9 protein-coding genes are annotated in these 19,852 nt (G+C 42.1%); 5 read left to right on the forward strand and 4 right to left on the reverse strand.

The features are described 5' to 3' along the window. Window positions 1-212 precede the first annotated feature (212 nt). Window positions 213-1,655 carry a sugar transferase gene (locus tag HWQ23_RS10820; protein ID WP_292827591.1) on the reverse strand — a complete coding sequence of 481 codons (1,443 nt, stop codon included), beginning with the start codon at window positions 1,653-1,655 and terminating at the stop codon, window positions 213-215. Window positions 1,656-3,417: 1,762 nt separating this feature from the next. Between HWQ23_RS10820 and HWQ23_RS10825 the strand changes: the two genes are divergently transcribed. Together HWQ23_RS10825 and HWQ23_RS10830 are read left to right on the forward strand one after the other, a co-directional pair. Next, entirely contained in the window at window positions 3,418-9,333 is a 5,916-nt protein-coding gene (locus HWQ23_RS10825; protein ID WP_292827594.1) for an amino acid adenylation domain-containing protein, read from the forward strand. A 400-nt stretch (window positions 9,334-9,733) separates the two neighbouring features. Beyond that, complete coding sequence (locus tag HWQ23_RS10830; protein ID WP_292827597.1) at window positions 9,734-10,915, forward strand: aldo/keto reductase; 1,182 nt, start codon at window positions 9,734-9,736, stop codon at window positions 10,913-10,915. 375 nt (window positions 10,916-11,290) lie between these two features. Here the strand turns inward: HWQ23_RS10830 and HWQ23_RS10835 are convergent, their stop codons facing one another. After that, on the reverse strand, window positions 11,291-12,619 hold the full coding sequence (locus tag HWQ23_RS10835; protein WP_292827600.1) for a hemolysin family protein: 1,329 nt from the start codon (window positions 12,617-12,619) through the stop codon (window positions 11,291-11,293). Between the two features lie 240 nt (window positions 12,620-12,859). Here HWQ23_RS10835 and mfd point away from each other — a divergent pair, with 240 nt between their 5' ends. Genes mfd through HWQ23_RS10850 form a run of 3 tightly spaced genes read left to right on the forward strand, consistent with a single transcriptional unit; the run spans window position 12,860 to window position 17,169 of the window. Beyond that, the gene (mfd, locus tag HWQ23_RS10840) at window positions 12,860-16,453 is read left to right on the forward strand and encodes a transcription-repair coupling factor (RefSeq protein ID WP_292827603.1); all 3,594 of its coding nucleotides are present in this window, start codon (window positions 12,860-12,862) and stop codon (window positions 16,451-16,453) included. A gap of 39 nt (window positions 16,454-16,492) precedes the next feature. Continuing rightward, on the forward strand, window positions 16,493-16,822 hold the full coding sequence (locus HWQ23_RS10845) for a DUF433 domain-containing protein (protein WP_292770576.1): 330 nt from the start codon (window positions 16,493-16,495) through the stop codon (window positions 16,820-16,822). After that, the gene (locus tag HWQ23_RS10850; protein ID WP_292827606.1) at window positions 16,819-17,169 is read left to right on the forward strand and encodes a DUF5615 family PIN-like protein; all 351 of its coding nucleotides are present in this window, start codon (window positions 16,819-16,821) and stop codon (window positions 17,167-17,169) included. Before HWQ23_RS10845 ends, HWQ23_RS10850 begins: the two co-directional genes overlap by 4 nt. Window positions 17,170-17,417: 248 nt before the next feature. Here the strand turns inward: HWQ23_RS10850 and HWQ23_RS10855 are convergent, their stop codons facing one another. Together HWQ23_RS10855 and HWQ23_RS10860 are read right to left on the reverse strand one after the other, a co-directional pair. After that, the gene (locus HWQ23_RS10855; RefSeq protein WP_292827609.1) at window positions 17,418-17,939 is read right to left on the reverse strand and encodes a hypothetical protein; all 522 of its coding nucleotides are present in this window, start codon (window positions 17,937-17,939) and stop codon (window positions 17,418-17,420) included. Between the two features lie 11 nt (window positions 17,940-17,950). Further along, a complete protein-coding gene (locus tag HWQ23_RS10860; RefSeq protein ID WP_292827612.1) occupies window positions 17,951-19,123 on the reverse strand; it encodes a helix-turn-helix domain-containing protein in 1,173 nt (390 codons plus the stop codon). Window positions 19,124-19,852: the final 729 nt, after the last annotated feature.

A 19,852-nucleotide genomic window follows, 5' to 3' on the forward strand; every position in this document is an offset into this window, starting at 1 on the left:
TGAGTGTGCCACCCATACCAAGATTTATTAACAAACCTTTTGGGTTGTAAATCCGAAAGCTTTTATCGCCCTTAAATAGGTAGTTTTTCACTCACTAAACTAGAAAAATCTAAATTTAATGCGTGAAAAAGTCTACTATCAAGTGCAATATTTGTATCAATACCTAAACCGGATAAATGATTGCTGTCCTGTATGCTTTGCTTTTTATTACCCTAGTAGGCACCTTCTTTTTTCAAAACTACCATAAAAGTTTTGAGGAGAATTTCAAAGTCTAACCCAAGCGACCAATTTTCAATGTAGTTAAGATCAAGATTAATTACTTGTTCAAAATCTAAAATATCCGAGCGACCTGAGACTTGCCAAAGACCTGTAATACCAGGTAAAACTTCATGTCGGATAAAATGATGTTCAGAAAACTTATCCACATCTCTAGTAGGTAAAGGGCGAGGTCCTACTATACTCATTTCTCCAAAAATAACATTAAAGAGTTGAGGTAATTCGTCTAAGCTGTAACGTCGAAGGAATTTTCCAACACGGGTAATGCGAGGATCGTCTTTAATTTTAAAGATAATCCCATCTTTCGTTTCATTTAATGCTTCTAATTCTTTCTGTAATTTTTCCGCATCAGACCTCATAGTGCGGAATTTCCATACTTTAAACTGTTGCCCATGTAAACCTATACGGGTTTGCCTGTAAAATACTGTGCCGGGAGAGTCCAGTTTGATAGCTATAGCTATAGCTATATAAATAGGGAATGATAACATTACAAATAAAGTTGCGAAGCAAAAATCACAACTGCGCTTTATCCAAAAATCTTTACCTGTAAGTATCGGACAATCCAGACTCAGGCAAGGCATTCCTCCTATTTTATTAAATTCTACGTTTTTATAAATTGGTTTTAATTCCATCGGCAAAATATGTACTTGGATGCCAGATGCTTGAAATAACCAGCATAAAAACATTCTATTTTTTAGAGCATCCCAAGATATAAAAACTTCTGTCACTCCTAATTCATTAAGTTGCTTCAATGTTTGTTGACGTTGATATCTGTCTAATGATTTAGCATTCGCCGTTCCAGATACGATGTAGTGTTTTTCTTTTTTTATAAAGCTAGAAATCTGCTCATGATCTTGGGGATCACAAATAATGAATACTGAAGATCGAACTATTTTTTTCTGTTTACGCAGATATTCAAGAGTAAGATTTACAGCATATCTACCAGTACAAATAAATAATATACTCAACAACCAAGATAATAAGATTAATCTTGGACGTGTAATATCAACAACTGGTTTATACAAACAAGAAACAAGGAGTATTAATCCATGAGCGAAAGTTAGCGATTTGATAATATTGAAATAGTCATAGCGTTTTTGACCTTCTCGATAAATACCTTCGACAGCTAGCGATCCTATTTGAATCCCAATAGTTATTAAAATCGGGAAATAATAACTCGGTATATACCAAGTAAAATCCCCATAAGAAGATTGATATCCAGCTACAACCCAAGCTAAGAATAAAAGAGTATAGTCTACTAAAAACAATGTTGTTAATCTCAACCACCATGAACCCTTGCGTACCCTGACAAATGCAGATGCACGTAAATCCAAAGGCACTTCACTGAATTTATTTGTTGTAATGCTTTGATTACTCATAGTTAGTAACACTTGGTGTAGTTAAAATTTGGTGCAAACTTATATAAGATAAGTGGGGTATCTCACATTTTTATTTCAAAGAAACCTGTCCTTTGTAGTCTACTCTTAAGCATTTTCTTCGGAGTAACTTTAAGTTCTTGTTCAAAAGCATCTTCCAGGTCCGGTTTGAGTGTGGTTACTACCCAGATACTTAGCTTTTCTTCGTGGGTAGAATTCAGTTTAGTCTGGAAATTTTGAGCTTTGATGCCAAAGAAGCATTTGTTGGTGAGTTAACTTCTAGTTGAATAGAATTCCTGACATTAATCATTAATAATTAAGCAGGTCAGGTAAAAATATTAGGATTTTTAAGGTGCGTAATACATGAACTAAATTACTACAGTTCTATTGCAGAGTTCGCTTCTATGGGACAATTATATTTGTTCCGAAATTATTCTAACATCTTTACTTAGAATAGTTCAGTTTTGCTTAGAAGCTTCTCTGTTTCTTTACGCATAATTACTGATTAACAAAACTTACACACACAACATATAACGAAATGCATCAAAAAGTTGATTATTGTTACAAAACTTTACCTTACGAATTTTCCGTTAGACCTCTATCAATAAGCTGAGACTATTGATAATCAGCTTGATCAACTCAAAACCTTGCCTACCAAGGCTTGTATCTTAACAGGCAAGGATTTTAGGACTTTTGTGTACACCGTAGCTAGTAGGGGAAGGGGCTGGGGGTTTAAGTTTTTGATTAATCAACTGATGCTCTAGATTACATTCTGGAGGGTAAGTACCCGATATTAATTCTGATGTTGTTAAGTTTTTAAAGCGCCAAAAGGGCAATTACCTTACCGACGGGGCTGTATCAACTAGAAGACAGAAGTTACAGAAATGAAGCCCACCCACCTAGGTTTCCGAAGTTCGCGTAATTTTTCAATAATAAAATAATATTATGACTTTACATTAATTTTATATATAAGGAAACAAAATGAAGATTCGGTAAGAATTATTTTTTCGTTTAGTGGATTTTATTAAAAAAGGATAATGTACTTTTATGATGGCTTGATTACAATCAAACACAAATTTATTTTTGAACTAAGCATGAGGTGTTAAATATAATGCTTGTTTTTTGTTGGCTAAAATCAATAGTTAATCCTTTGGGTTTAATTACGGTTTAGAGTTTTAATCGAGAAAGTATCGGGTAAAAGTATGGAAATCAGGAAGTTAAAGATAAATCAATTAGGCAGCTTTTTGAACACACAAAAGTGGCGTTTGCTGACCAATTTGCGCCTAAATAGTTTAAAATTTAACCTGATTTTGCGGCCCAAAAATGATTCGTAAATAGTGAAAACCCAGATAGAGTAAACAATTTATCTCTTTCAGAAAAAATAAATATAGGAATTTTGTAAATTGCGATGTACTTAGTAAATACAATCAGCTTGGTTATCTCCATTTCAAGCCTCTTGAATAGCTGACTATAATTATCATCAACCTCTGCTCAATTCTGAAATGAAGGTCTTGGTAATAGTCAAAAATTAGACACTAAGTTTTGAGTTTGGTAAATTTTATTATATTGGCATATGAGAGTTAGTGGGATTTCTCTCATCTTCTATAGATTGGGGACTGTATTTGCTCACATCCCTTTTGTCTAAACTTTAGTTGAAGTGCTTTGATATTTAATTGTTATCAAAGTGCGATTGTACTAAACACGATCGCTACCTTGCTGTGGATGACTGCGGACGGTTGATACCACCGAATTTATATAGAAGAAAATGCAAATAAATAATAGCCAGACTTCAGAATATAAGCCAAATATTCCGTTAGATACCTTAACTCAGATCATTGGCGCTCAAGTTTTACAGCAATGGAATGACACCCAAGCACTTGATCATCAGGATTTGTGCATCCATCAGATGTTTGAGATGCAAGTTGAGCGATCGCCCCAAGCGATTGCTGTAGTATTTGAAAATACACAACTTACTTATCGGCAGTTAAACCAACGGGCTAATCAACTAGCGCACCACTTACGTACTTTAGGCGTTGGGCCGGAAGTACTTGTAGGCATTTGCCTAGATCGCTCCTTGGAGATGATCATCGGACTGCTGGCAATTCTCAAAGCTGGAGGTGCTTATGTGCCCTTAGATCCAGCATATCCTTCAGAGCGTTTAGCCTTCATCTTGTCAGACACCCAGACACCAGTGTTGTTAACTCAAGAAAAATTGGTGAAGAACTTACCCCCGCATCAGGCGCAAGTAATTTGTCTGGACTCAAACTGGCAAGGGAATATCCGAAACAGTCAAGAAAATCCTGTAAATGAGACGACGACTGATAATCTCATCTACGTAATCTACACATCTGGCTCTACAGGACAGCCCAAGGGTGTAATGATCCCTCACCGGGGGATCTGCAATGAACTCCACTGGAAGCAAACAACCTTTGGATTAACTGCGGTAGACAAAGTTTTACTGACTATTTCTTTTAGCTTCGACCCCTCAGTGTGGCAGATATTCTGGCCATTGTGCTTCGGGGGGCAATTGTTCATGGCTCGCCCTGGTGGACATCAAGATACTGCCTACCTTGTGAAGGTGATTACTGAGCAGCAAATCACTGTATTAGGCTTAGTGCCTTCCATGCTCCGTGTCTTACTGGAAGAGAAGGGAATTGAAAATTGTCAGCTCAGGCACATTACCTGCGGTGGTGAAGCTTTACCTGGCGAACTCATAGAACGCTTTTATGCCCAACTTAATTTGGACAATGTTCTGCATAATTGCTATGGGCCAACAGAAGCTTCCATTGATACCACTTTCTGGAGTTGCCAGCGCGGCACTAATTACGCCTTTGCTCCCATTGGTCGCCCCATTACTAATGCAGAGATTCACATCCTCGATGAAAATTTGCAGGCTGTGCCTGTTGGTGAATCAGGTGAACTGCACATTGGCGGTATTGGTCTAGCGCGAGGTTATCTGAACCGTCCAGAATTGACCATAGAGAAATTCATTTTCAACCCTTTTAGCTCTGAACTTGGGGCACGTCTTTACAAAACTGGGGACTTAGCACGTTATTTAAATGATGGTAATATCGAGTTCCTTGGTCGCATTGACCACCAAGTAAAAGTACGTGGCTTCCGAATTGAATTAGGAGAAATTGAAGCCATTTTAGGTCAACATCCGGCACTGACACAGGCTCTAGTCATAGCTAGAGAGGATATTGTTGGTGACAAGCAACTCGTGGCATATGTTGTTGCCAGTCCAGAGCAAATTCCTAGCCAGGTTGAATTGCGTCGCTTTTTAGAAACTCGGCTACCTGAATACATGGTGCCTAGTTTCTTTGTATTTTTAGACACCCTACCATTAAATCCCAACGGTAAAATAGACCGCCGCGCCTTGCCTGCACCGGATACATTTACTCTTGGGCTGTCAACTAAGTTTGTTGCACCTCAGAATTCGACAGAAGAAGTCTTAGCTAGCATCTGGGCGAAAGTTTTGCGTCTGGAACAAGTAGGCATCCACGACAATTTTTTTGAATTGGGAGGTCATTCACTGCTGGCGACTCAAGTCATGTCTAGGATTCGCCAAGTGTTTCGGATAGAAATACCCCTGCAACTGTTATTTGAGAATCCCACGATCGCTACTTTAGCTGAAGCGTTCGCCCAAAAACAGACTCAAGAAGATGATCCCCAAAATCAGACTATTCCCCAACTAGCCAACCGGGAGTCAGCCCCTTTATCCTTTGCCCAGCAGCGAGTATGGTTTTTGGAGCAGTTGCAACCCAACAGCCGAGCATATATCGTCTCGAATGCACAGCGCTTAACGGGTAAGTTAAATGCGGGTATATTGCAACAGTCACTAGATGCGATCGTCGTCGATCACGAGGCACTGCGAACAAACTTTATTAGATCACTTGATGGTAATCCCATACAAGTAATTGGCACGCCTCGGTCAGTGGAACTGAAAATTATTCAGGTAACACCAAAGCAAACGGAATATCTCCTAAATCAAGAGGCGCAACGCCCCTTCAACTTAGAATCTGACTTGATGCTGCGAGCTACTTTGCTCCAGGTAGACCAAGAGGAGCATATACTCCTGTTGGTCATGCACCACATCGCCTCAGATGGCTGGTCAATAGGCATTCTCTGGCAGCAGTTAGCAGCCGTTTATCAAGCCTTTTTGAGCGGGAAGCCGAACCCCCTGGCAAAATTGCCCATTCAGTATGCCGATTTTGCTGTCTGGCAACACCAATGGCTATCGGGTGAGGTACTTTCGCGCCAAATCAACTACTGGAAAACCCAGTTAGCAGGTGCTAATACTGTATTAGAATTACCAACCGACCGACCACGCCCACCAATCCAAACTTACCAGGGAACAGTGCAATCCCTGATGCTACCCCAAACCCTGAGTGCATCGCTAAAAGAACTCTCGCATCAGCAAGGTGTCACCCTATTCATGACATTGCTGGCGGCTTTTGGGACAATATTGCACCGCTACACTGGGCAAGAAGACATTCTCATCGGTTCTCCGATCGCTGGTCGCAACCAAGTTGAAACCGAAGGGTTGATTGGGTTCTTTGTCAATACCCTAGCCATACGCACTAATTTTTCAGGCAACCCAAGTTTCCGGCAGTTACTTACTCAAATTCGAGAAGTAACATTAAAAGCTTATGCCCACCAAGACCTGCCCTTCGAGAAGCTAGTAGAAGAATTACAGCCAGAACGAAATCTCAGCCACTCACCGCTATTTCAGGTAATGTTTGCCTTCCACAATACCCCAAGCGAACTCTGGGAACTTCCGGGATTGACCATTACTCCTTTAGAAGTGCATAGCGGTGCTGCAAAGTTCGATCTTACCCTCGACCTGGAAGAAACTTCAGCCGGGATCAAAGGTGGAATTGAATACAACACAGACTTATTCGATGCGGCAACGATCGCTCGAATGGTAGGGCATTTCCAAACTTTACTTGAAGGGATCGTCGCCAATCCAGAACAGCAGATTTCAGATTTACCTCTGTTAACAGCAGCCGAACAGCATCAGCTACTAGTAGAGTGGAATAATACCCAAACTGACTACGATTTATCTCAATGTCTGCACCAGTTATTTGAAGCGCAGGTAGAGAAAACACCAGATGCGATCGCTGTAAAATTTGCCGACAAGCACCTTACATATCATCAGCTTAATTGTCGCGCCAATCAGCTAGCACACCACTTGCAAACTTGTGGAGTCCAGCCAGATGTACTCGTAGCCATTTGTGTTGAGCGTTCCTTAGAAATGGTTGTGGGATTGTTAGGGATTCTGAAAGCTGGCGGCGCTTATGTCCCTCTTGATCCGGAATATCCTCAAGAGCGTCTAGCATATATGCTAGAAGATTGTCAAGCCCCAGTGCTGTTAACCCAAAAGAGTTTAGTTGATCATCTGCCTACAAATACCGAAAAAATTTGTTTAGATACCGACTGGGAAACAATCTCACAACAAAGCCAAAGCAATCCCAATTCAAATGTCAAGCCTCTGGATCTAGCTTATGTAATTTACACCTCTGGTTCCACCGGCAAACCAAAAGGCGCGATGAACAGCCATCGAGGAATTTGCAATCGCTTACTGTGGATGCAAGACGCTTACAAACTAACTGAAACTGATCGCGTTCTGCAAAAAACGCCTTTTAGTTTCGACGTTTCCGTTTGGGAGTTTTTCTGGCCGCTATTGACAGGGGCGCGTTTAGTGATGGCTCAACCAGGCGGACAACGAGATGCGACTTACTTAATCAACACCATCGTCCAAGAGGAAATTACAACACTGCATTTTGTCCCCTCCATGTTGCAGATATTTCTAGAAACCAAAGGACTAGAACGTTGTCAATCTTTAAAACGGGTGTTTTGTAGTGGAGAAGCCTTACCAGTTGACCTCCAGGAGCGGTTTTTTCAGCCAATGGGATGTGAACTACACAACCTTTATGGCCCTACCGAAGCGGCAATTGATGTCACATTTTGGCAGTGTCAAAAAGAGAGCAACTTAAAAAGTGTACCGATTGGGAGAGCGATCGCTAACACTCAACTTTATATCCTCGACTCCCATTTACAAGCAGTTCCCTTGGGTGCGATCGGCGAACTTTATATTGGTGGTATCGGAGTTGCTAGAGGCTATCTTAACCGTCCAGACTTAACAGCCGAGCGATTTATTTCCCATCCCTTTAAGGAAGGCGAAAAACTTTACAAAACTGGAGACTTAGCCCGCTATCTTGACGATGGCAACATTGAATACATCGGTAGAATTGATCATCAGGTAAAAATTCGTGGTTTCCGCATCGAACTTGGAGAAATTGAAACTTTCCTAGCAGAACACCCTGCTATACAGCAAACTGTTGTCACAGCTATTGATAATCCAGAAAACCAGCGACTAGTCGCCTACATCGTACCTCAGCCAGAACAGACACCAAGCACAGACGAACTGCGCCACTTCCTCAAACAGAAACTGCCAGAATATATGGTGCCTAGTGCTTTCGTTTTACTAGATACCGTACCCCTAACCCCCAACGGCAAAATCGACCGCCGCGCTTTACCAGCACCAGACTCAACAAGGCTTGATTCAGAAAACACCTATGTGGCTCCCCGTGATCAATTAGAATTCCAGCTGACCAAAATTTGGTCAGAAATTTTAGGTGTCCAGCCTATCGGCATCAGGGACAACTTCTTTGAGCTAGGAGGACACTCCATATTAGCGGTAAAACTGTTTTGGCAAATTGAGAAGACATTTAATAAAAATCTGCCTCTGGCGATTTTGTTCCAGTCAGGGACTGTAGAGGCTCTAGCCAAAATAATCTCCCAAGAAAAAGATTTAGCAAGAAACTTGGCTTTAGGAAATACCTTAGACAAATCAAAATCTAGCTGGTCATCCCTGGTAGAAATTCAACCCAATGGTTCCAAGCCACCTTTTTTCTGTATTCACGGACTGGGTGGAGAAGTCTTGTGTTTCCGGGAATTGGCACTGCATCTGGGGTCAGACCAACCATTCTACGGACTACAGCCACAAGCGCTAGATGGAAAACACCCTTTCCATACGCGGATTGAAGATATGGCAACTCACTACATTCAAGAAATTCAGACGCTTCAGCCCAATGGGCCTTATTTTCTGGGAGGTTATTCTTTTGGGGGTATAGTTGCTTTCGAGATGGCTCGGCAACTCCAAGAGCAAGGCGAAGAAGTTGGTATTCTAGCTATAGTTGATAGTTGTCGTCCAGGTTATAGCTGGCGGGCATCATTTCTGAAGCGAATTTTTTTGCATTTAAATAATATTATTCAAGAAGGGCCTATCTACCTTTGGCAAAAGTCTGGAGAATGGAGCTATTGGCGTAAGCAGCATCTCCAAAATAGATATAAACGTTACTTGGAAGGGGTACTTCATTTACCTGAAACTGACAAGCACTTAAAGATTATAGATACTAACACTCAAGCCATCAGTGAATATATCTTTTCACCTTACCTTGGTCGAGCTATCCTCTTGCGGACAGAGGATAAAAATCGCAGCGAAGCTATAGGCACTCGATACGATCCTCAATTCGGCTGGGGCGACCTAGTGGCTGGAGGATTAGATATCCATTACCTTCCTGGTTCTCACCTTGAGCTACTTAAGGAACCCCATGTACAGGTGTTAGCTGAAATATTGAGAAATTGCTTAACGCAGGCACAGTCTCCAAAGAATTAACGCTACGAGCGTCACCCGAAGGGTATCAACTCAGCACAGCTAGCTGGGTAGTTTTGCCATTTCTGAGTCTAAAAAACAATTGAGAGAATAATCGAAAAATGCTTGCTAGTGGTAATTAGGATGAGATAATTACTCTGTGGAACTGGAATACTGATGTAGCGGTTCTCGCTTGAGTGAAGTACAAGAACCCCACCCCCAACCCCTCCCCGCTAGCGAGGAGGGGCTATGATCTACATCATCTGATAGTCGAATAATCAAAAGACCTGACCGATTTAATAATGCGATGAATCTTGCTAGTGTCACAGATTGAACAGAGGTAATTATTGTGGCACTGAAAGCTCGAATGACTGTCGTTTTGAGATTTTAAGTTGGTAAGCAATCCCTAATCCACGATCTACTGATGCTATATAGACGATTTGGACGCACAGAATTACAGATGCCAGTGTTTTCCTGCGGTGGCATGAGATATCAGTTCAAATGGGAGGATGTTCCCAATAATGAAATTCCTGCTGATAACCAGGCGAATCTAGAAGCCACTATTAGAAGGGCAGTGGAAGTTGGGATTAATCATATTGAAACTGCCCGTGGTTATGGTACTTCCGAAATGCAATTGGGGAGAATATTGCCCAAGTTTCCCCGCGAAAAGTTGATCGTTCAAACTAAAATCAACCCACAGGCAGATGCTAAAGAATTTCGTGAGACATTTGAAAAATCACTAAGAAATCTCCAGTTAGATTACGTTGATTTGCTGGGGTTGCACGGGATTAATCATCCTGAGTCATTAGACTACAGCATCCGTCCTGGTGGCTGTTTAGAAGTAGCCCAGCAGTTGCAAGCTGAGGGAAAAGTTAGATTTATTGGCTTTTCTACACACGGATCAACAGATACGATTGTGCAGACAATTAATACCAATCAATTTGATTATGTGAACCTGCACTGGTACTACATTAATCAATGGAATTGGGCGGCAATTGAAGCAGCTAAACGCCATGATATGGGGGTGTTTATCATTAGCCCATCTAATAAAGGAGGTTTGTTGTATGAACCTCCACAAAAATTAGTCAATCTTTGCGCCCCTTTGAGTCCAATGGTGTTTAATGATTTGTTTTGTTTGAGTCATCAAGAGGTGCATACCCTGAGCTTGGGAGCAGCAAAACCAGAAGATTTTGATGAACATCTGAAGACTTTAGAATTAGTAGATCATGCATCGTCAATTTTGCCACCAATTTTAGCAAGGTTGGAATCAGAAGCGATCGCTACTTTGGGAGAAGATTGGGTAAAATCCTGGCAGACAAATCTACCAACCTTTGAGGAAACCCCTGGTGAGGTAAATATTCGGGTGATTTTGTGGCTGCGAAATCTAGCGATCGCCTACAATCTGGTAGACTATGGCAAAATGCGCTACAACCTGCTTGGCAATGGCAGCCACTGGTTCCCCGGCAATAAAGCTGATCGACTAGATGAATTAAACTTGCGCCAATGTCTCGCCGGCAATCCCCACGCTGATAAAATCCCCCAACTTCTGGAACAAGCCCATCAGATGTTGGCGGGTGCAGAGGTGAAACGATTGTCTCAAAGTTGACAATTTGCATAAATAGGGCATTTGGCACAGTGGATGGAAAAGAATAAACATTACCCCACCCTAACCCTCCCCGATATATTGGAGAGGGAACTGGATTTCCTGTTTCCTCCCAATACATCGGGGGGATTAAGGGGGGTAATTGGACTTGTGTGTACACCGTAGGGGGGAGAGGAATGGAAGCGGGGTTTCAAGAATAAGTCGCAGATCGGATTAATTCTCAATGCCCAATGCCCAATGCCCAATCCCCCATCCCCAATGCCCAATGCCCAATACTAAGCTGTTCCACATTTAACTTGCTCCCATTAGGGCGGGCTTTCCGGCCCACCCCACAAGAGTTAGGTTTAATTAGGTTATGCAATTTAGATGTTTTTCAGCTTACTCAGATTTTTTCGTCTCTGCTGATTTACTTGCCTTCGGTACGACTAGCACCTTATCAACGCGATTACCATCCATATCCATCACTTCAATTCGCATACTTTGCCATTCAAAATAATCTGCTGCGGCGGGAATCCGACCTAAATGGGTGATCACAAAACCGCCTAAAGTTTGATAACTACCGCGTTCATCAGATTCCCACTCTTCCATACCGAAAAGTTCCAAAAACTCCTCTACAGGCAACATCCCATCCAAAAGCCAGGAACCATCTTCGCGTTGTACAGCTTGTGGTTGATCTTGCCCATCTGTGGAAGGAACATCACCCACGATTTCGCTCATGATGTCGTTGAGAGTGACTAATCCTTGAATCACACCGTATTCATCGACTACCAACGCCATATGAGTGATGGTTTGTTTGAACAATTCCAAAACTTTCAAACCACGGGTGCTTTCTGGCACAAATACGGGCTGTCGCAATCCCACTGTCAAGTCTAGCGGTTCCCCTCGGAAACTCCTGGCTAATAAGTCGGTGACAGGGATAACACCCAGCACATTGTCAAGTCCTCCCTGACAAATTGGATACCGAGAATAGGCACTATCAACCATTTTTTGACGATTTTCTTCGGCAGAGTCGTCTAAGTCTAGCCAGACAATATCCGGGCGGGGTGTCATTAAGTAGCTGACAGGGCGATCGCCTAAACGAAAGACTCGCTCTACCATATCCTGTTCGGCTTCCTCAAAGGTTCCCGCCTCGGTGCCTTGCTCAATTAAGATTTTAATTTCTTCTTCGGTGACTTGCGGCTCGGTAGAAGCTGTAATTCCCAGTAATCGCAGGATTAAATCTGTAGAAGCGCTTAAGAGAAAGACTACTGGAGAAGCGATCGCCGCCAAGGCTTGCATCGGAATAGCTACAATTGATGCAATCTTTTCTGGGTTGTTTAATGCCAGACGCTTTGGTACTAATTCGCCAACTATCAGTGAAAAATAGGTAATCAGCAAAACCACTATTCCGAAAGATAGCGGTTCACTATAAGGTGCTAACAAGGGGACACGTTTTACATAGATTGCCAGTCGGTTGGCAATTGTCGCTCCTCCAAAAGCACCTGTAAGGATACCGATCAGGGAAATACCCACTTGAACGGTTGACAGGAAATGATTTGGAGACTCAGCTAGTTTCAATGCTGCCTTTGCCTTGGGATCTCCTTGATTGGCAAGCTGTTGTAGCCTAACTTTCCGTGCTGAGACAATCGCCATCTCAGACATAGAAAACACGCCGTTGGCAATAATTAGCACCAAAATGATTAAAATTTCAAAAGTGATGGAGGACATGTTTAAAATTGCGGCTTATCAGAGCGAACGTAGCTCAATCCCTAGTATCTAGTATTAAAGATGCTTCTATAAATACTTTGACTGTACACAAAGTAATAGTTATAGTTCTTAAGTTTATTAGTGGCTATACATTATTCTTCCACCGAAGGAATTAAGAAGGCTGTTAACACTTTTAAAATGGTTGACATAAACTGCCTCAAGATTTTCTGACCACAAAGACTCCCATCGCTAGTAGTACTTATGTCATTTTCTTCTATTGTGCGTGCCTTAGCGCGATCGCCGCTGACTACTGAATTTATTTCTAAGCTAAACCGACAACAAGAATTGCGGTTAAATGGCATTCCCAGGCTGCCCAAGACTCTAGTGGCTTCGGCATTAGCGCAGTCTAGTGGCAAGAATTTGTTCGTGGTTTGCGCCACTCTGGAAGAAGCTGGACGCGTTTACGCACAACTGGAGGCAATGGGATGGCAAACAGTACATTTTTACCCCACCTCCGAGGCTTCTCCTTACGAACCTTTTGACCCGGAAACTGAGATGAGTTGGGGGCAAATGCAGGTATTGGCAGATTTGAGTATGGGGCATGGGGCATCATTGGGCATAGGGCATAGGCAAGAAAACCAGATCCCAAATTCCAATTCTCAATTACCTAAGATGGCGATTGTGGCTACTCAAGGGGCGCTGCAACCCCACTTACCACCACCAGCAGCTTTTGGGCAATTCTGTCTTACCCTGAAGCGGGGGATGGAATTAGACTTGAATGCCTTCAGTGAGAAAATAACTATTTTGGGGTACGAAAGAGTGCCTTTGGTGGAAACAGAAGGACAGTGGAGCCGGCGGGGCGATATTGTTGATGTGTTCCCAGTTTCATCTGAGTTTCCAGTCCGGTTGGAATGGTTTGGCGATGAAATCGAGCAAATGCGGGAATTTGACCCCGCAACCCAACGTTCAGCCCTTGACAAAGTTGATCAGTTAGTTCTTACCCCGACTAGCTTTACTCCCGTAGTGATGGCAGCATTGAAGAATAGTTCTGAGTTAGGAGTTAGGAGTTATGAGTTAAATTCTGACTTAGAACTTAGCACTGATAACTCATCACTGATTGAGGGTAGTCGTCGCTTTTTGGGGTTAGCGTTCGAGCAACCAGCATCTCTGTTAAACTACTTAGCAGAAAATACCCTGATTGCCATTGATGAGCCAGAACAGTGTCATGCTCATAGCGATCGCTGGGTAGAAAATGCTGAGGAACAGTGGGGAATGGCGAATAGGGAATGGGGAGTAGGGAATGGTGAAGAATCTACCCCGACTCCCCACTCCCTACTCCCTACTCCCTTATCATTGCCGAAAATCCACCGTTCGTTTGATGAGTGTCTGGTTGATGTTGCTAAATTTAAAACATTATATTTATCGGAACTGTCAGAAGAAAATAGTGGGATCAATCTGGCCAGCCGACCTGTTCCAGTCACGCCGCACCAGTTTGCTAAACTAGCTGAAACCATCCGCCAACAACGCGATCGCAATTTCTCTATCTGGCTACTTTCTGCTCAACCTTCGCGTTCTGTCTCGCTTTTGCAAGAACATGATTGTCCGGCTCAGTTTATCCCCAATCCCCGCGACTACCAAGCGATCGATAAGCTCCAAATCAACCATACTCCCATAGCCTTAAAATATTCTGGTCTGGCGGAACTAGAAGGTTTTATCCTGCCTACGTACCGATTAGTAATCGTTACAGATCGGGAATTTTTTGGGCAGCATTCTTTGGCGACTCCCGGCTATATCCGCAAGCGCCACAAAGCTACTTCTAAACAAGTTGATCCCAATAAGCTGCGTCCAGGCGATTATGTAGTTCACAGAAATCATGGTGTTGGTAAATTTGTCAAGCTGGAAAGTTTGACGATTAATAACGAAACCCGTGATTATTTGGTGGTGCAGTATGCTGATGGGTTACTCAGAGTCGCAGCCGATCAAGTAGGTGCTTTATCCCGGTTCCGCGCCGCAGGAGATAAAGCACCGGAACTCAACCGGATGACCGGGAAAGCTTGGGAAAATACGAAGAATAAAGTCCGCAAAGCGATCAAAAAATTGGCGGTCGACTTGTTGAAACTGTATGCAGCGCGATCGCAACAACAAGGTTTTAGCTTCCCAGGTGATATGCCTTGGCAGGAGGAATTGGAAGATTCTTTCCCCTACCAACCCACAACGGATCAGCTCAAAGCTGTTCAAGATGTGAAACGAGACATGGAAAGCGATCGCCCAATGGATCGCTTAGTTTGTGGCGATGTCGGTTTCGGAAAAACGGAAGTGGCGATTCGTGCTATTTTCAAAGCAGTTATCGCCGGTAAACAAGTGGCACTCCTTGCGCCAACAACAATTTTAACACAGCAGCATTACCATACACTCAAAGAACGTTTTGCACCCTACCCCGTAAATGTCGGTTTACTCAACCGTTTTCGTTCGGCTGAAGAACGCCGCGATATTCAAAAGCGATTGGCAACAGGTGAATTAGATGTAGTCGTAGGTACACACCAACTTTTAGGTAAAGGTGTGGCATTCCGCGATTTAGGGCTGTTGGTAGTAGATGAAGAACAGCGATTTGGGGTAAACCAGAAAGAGAAAATTAAAAGCTTGAAAACTCAAGTGGATGTGCTTACCCTTTCAGCCACTCCCATTCCCCGCACTTTGTATATGTCCTTGTCGGGAATTCGGGAAATGAGTTTAATTACCACGCCACCCCCAACCAGACGCGCGATTAAAACCCATCTATCACCGATTAATTCCGAAAGTATCCGCACTGCAATTCGTCAAGAATTAGACAGAGGGGGTCAGGTTTTTTATGTAGTTCCACGGGTGGACGGAATTGAAGAGACAACAGCCAATTTACGAGAAGTTTTACCGGGAGCTAGATTTGCGATCGCTCACGGTCAAATGGATGAAAGCGAGTTAGAATCAACCATGCTCACCTTCAGTAATGGCGATGCAGACATCCTCGTTTGTACGACAATTATTGAATCTGGCTTAGATATTCCACGAGTAAATACGATTTTGATTGAAGATGCTCATCGCTTTGGATTGGCACAACTGTATCAATTACGCGGTCGTGTGGGACGTGCAGGTATCCAAGCTCATGCTTGGTTATTTTATCCAAAGCAGCGAATGTTATCTGATGCGGCACGGCAACGTTTACGAGCGATTCAGGAATTTACTCAGCTAGGTTCTGGGTATCAGCTAGCGATGCGCGATATGGAAATCAGAGGCGTGGGTAACTTGTTAGGTGCAGAACAATCCGGTCAAATGGATGCCATCGGTTTTGATTTATACATGGAAATGCTGGAAGAAGCAATTCGGGAAATCCGAGGACAAGAAATTCCGAAAGTGGAGGATACCCAGATTGACCTCAATCTCACGGCGTTTATCCCAGCAGATTACATTACTGATTTGGATCAAAAGATGAGTGCTTATCGAGCGGTGGCCACAGCTAAATCTAAATCAGAATTAAAGCTAATTGCAGCCGAGTGGAGCGATCGCTATGGTAGTTTACCAGTGCCTGCAAATCAACTTTTGCGAGTTATGGAACTCAAACAGCTAGCGAAAAAAATCGGATTTAGTCGGATTAAACCAGAACAAAAGCAGCACGTCGTTTTAGAAACGCCGATGGAGGAACCTGCTTGGAATTTATTGGCGGCGAATTTACCAGAAAATCTCAAGACGCGCTTTGTCTATTCTCCAGGGAAAGTGACGGTGCGCGGGTTAGGAGTTTTTAAAGCAGATCAACAATTGCAGAGTTTGATTGATGCTTTCGGGAGAATGCAGGGTGCGATTCCAGAGGCAGCTATTGTTTGAGTGGTAGTCTAACTTTATAGGTAGAGTCAAAACAAATCTATGTCAGTTGTAACAGCTAAATCTTACATAGAATATCGTCAAGATGCTTATTGGGTTGCAGGAACTCGGATTTCCCTGGACTCGATTGTTTATGCTTTCCAAAAAGGATTATCCCCTGAAAGCATTGTTAATTCTTTTCCGTTACTGACACTTGAACAAGTTTATGGAGCGATCGCGTTTTATCTAGCCAATCGTGCTGATATTGATGCTTATCTAAAAGCCGAGTCAGCAGCATTTGATACTATGCCTCAACCACTACAAACCGCCGATCCTGCTTTGTATAACAAGCTCATGGCAGCCAAGGCAGCAAGACAACAGGTAGAATCGTGAATGTTAGCTACCAAGCCGATGCTGATTTGAATCAAGCGATCGTTACGGGAGTTCTGCGACAAGAACCCACCATTGACTTCCAAACTGCCTTGGCTGCTGGATTAGAAGGTGTAAAAGATTCTGAAGTATTGGCGATCGCAGCACAGCAAAGACGTATCCTCGTCAGCCATGACCGTAAAACAATGCCATCAGAGTTTGCCGAGTTCATTACCAGCAATCATAGTGCAGGAGTGATCATTATTTCCCAAAAGCTACCAGTTGAAGTTGCGATCGAGGAACTGCTGATAATTTGGGCGATATCCAGTGCAGAGGAATGGGTTGATCGGATTGCAAAGCTGCCTCTTTGAAATGCGCTGGAATGGTTGATCAATGTATCGGCATAGACCAAACAAAATGCAAAGTGCGATACTGTTATCTATGTAATTTCGTGGTAAGTTAGTTTTTCTGTGAGAGATTAGGCATCTAAGTTTCTATAGCGCGAACAACCAACGCATTTTGCTACTCTACTGGCAATTTCTTAAGCTCGGTAGTAACGTTTGGGATATTTGAGATAACGGTGCGTTGTGCCCTTGAGATATGATCGATGCCATCACACTTAACTCTGTCCTCCTAGCATCCACCGTCTTTTGGCACCTTCATTAACCAAGTCTATTTTTATAATGAATTGATTGTCCGCTAATTTCTTCTGTATTAATTTCAAATCGTGATCACCTAAATGATCTGCTAGGTATGCTTCCAATAAAATATCTACTAGTCGAATAATACTACCAGTAGGCATTAAAATATATCTTTGAATATATTTAATTGCTCTTTCGTCATCAGTCATTGCCTTACCACCAATACGTTTAGCAACAACAAAGCAAGATAGTTCTGCATCGCTTGCACGCTTATTTTCGGGAACAGTTGACATCTCAACAAGATCCTCAATTTCTAGAGAAAAACGCGAGATTTCGCCACTATTAAGTAACTTATTGTAATAGGCAAGACTTTCAGGATAGCCTTGTTCAAACTCTAACTGCACATATATGGTGGTCAGTAAAGAATAACCTAACGCCTTTAGAAGATAAAAGCGATTAATATACATGAAGTGAATAATCACACAAGTATCGATAGTCACAATATTTCCCACTAATCACTTACCTCCAAATACGTTAGAAGATCACGTAGTAGCTGAGATCCTTGCTCTAGGGGAAGAAGTAACATATCTAGAAGCTTGTGGTACGTGATTTCTCCTCTTCTATAAGCTTGTGTACTTAAATCAATAAAATGCCATGATAAGCCTTGACGAATAACTTGTGTTAGTTTATTTCGTACACCTGATGACAAGCTTGGTGGGGTTTCAGGATCGAATTTTTCAGTACGTTTAATCACTAAACGTTTATCCTGAAGTAGCTGTTTCTGCAAATTATCATCAAGCCATCCAATTTCAGAAAATCGAATAATTACTACTTGTGAGCTTACATAAAAACGCTCTGCCACTTGTCGTGCAAGGATGACCCAATCTTCATAGGTAGAAACAGGATAATAATCTATCTCTATTCTCTCCTTTGGAACTAATAAATTGCCAGCAAAACTATTAGCTCTCCACTCAAACTTAGATTTATTATTTGATTTTAAGTATGTCACTTCTTGACCTTGAGATGAGTCAAATAAAGCGTGGCAGTATTCGTGAGCAGCAGAGAAATTTTGCCGAGACAAATCCTCTAAATAATTAATGAGAATACAATGGCCAGCAATGGGGTGATTGATATAGAGTGCTGAAATATTCTGATCTTCTAGCTCGCGTTTGAAAACATGAATACCTTGACTTCGTATTACGTCAAAAATGTTTTCAATTGGTCGTTGTTCTAAACTTAGTCGTTTTCTTTCAAAAGTAGCAGCTTCTCTACCTTGTCGTTTAAAATTAGTATGTCTGAATGAGAATTGAGTATAATCAGGAATTAGTGTACGCTCACGCTTAAAAATCTCTCTTTCTAGAAAATCTTCGTACTCACATAAGCGAACAAATTCCTGAATTGCAATACGGTCGCTGCGAGAAAGTGCGGCATTCTGGCGATACATTTCTTGCACTTGAGATTCTGCTGATGGATAATCGCCAGTAACAAAATATCTAAAATCACGACGGTACATAACTGTTAGCAGTACTAACTGATCTCCTGTTACATTTGCAGTTCCAGATTCAATTTTTAAATACTCCTGTATGGTTATTTTAAGCCGTGTTGCTGCCTCTTCTGATGTTATTTGAAGACTCTCACGTGCATTTTTGAGCTTTCGACCTAATACTCCATAATCGAACGTCATAGCTTATATCACCACTGCACAACATAAAAAGGTTTTACAAAGTTTGCGGGCTATCAGGAAGTAGGTTTATTGTACACAAACAATCGGCATCGAGACACAGGTTTACTGGTGAATTTGCAGCAACTTTAATACTGAACACTGACAGATAAGGTGGATGTACTCCTCTGACCGAAATTAACCCTGTTTTGTCACTCTCGGAAAACAATAATCGAAGCAAGATTCTGAACTTTGATTGAGTCAAGCTTTGAGTCTTTATTTTCTAACAGTCACTAAAATTTATAGCCAAAACCTAGTAGAAATTAAAGCCCCGAAAGGCTTTCAGCGATTGGGTTTTCCCAAAGTGATAAAAGAGGGTTAAGCGGTTTAACTATTTATTATATGGCAAATATCAGTATAATTATTTACTTTATAACTATATAAGAACATTAAATTTACCAGAAAATCTCAAAATGCGCTTTGTGTATTCTCTTGGGAAAGTGACGGTGCGCGGTTTAGGAGTTTTTAAAGCAGATCAACAATTACAGAATTTGATTGATGCTTTAGGGAAAATGTAGGATGCAATTCCAGAGGCGGCTGTTGTTTGATGAGCAGGCGGGAATTCCAGACCCAGCCTTTTGAGTCTAGTTGGTAGAATTAAAGAAAATACCAACCTAACTTCAACTTATGATAAAAACTGAAGAAGATGCTAGAAACAGCATCTTCGATTAGCACTGAAAAAAAAACAGAAGA

It is taken from the genome of Nostoc sp. JL33 (assembly GCF_017114985.1).
Classification (GTDB): domain Bacteria; phylum Cyanobacteriota; class Cyanobacteriia; order Cyanobacteriales; family Nostocaceae; genus Nostoc.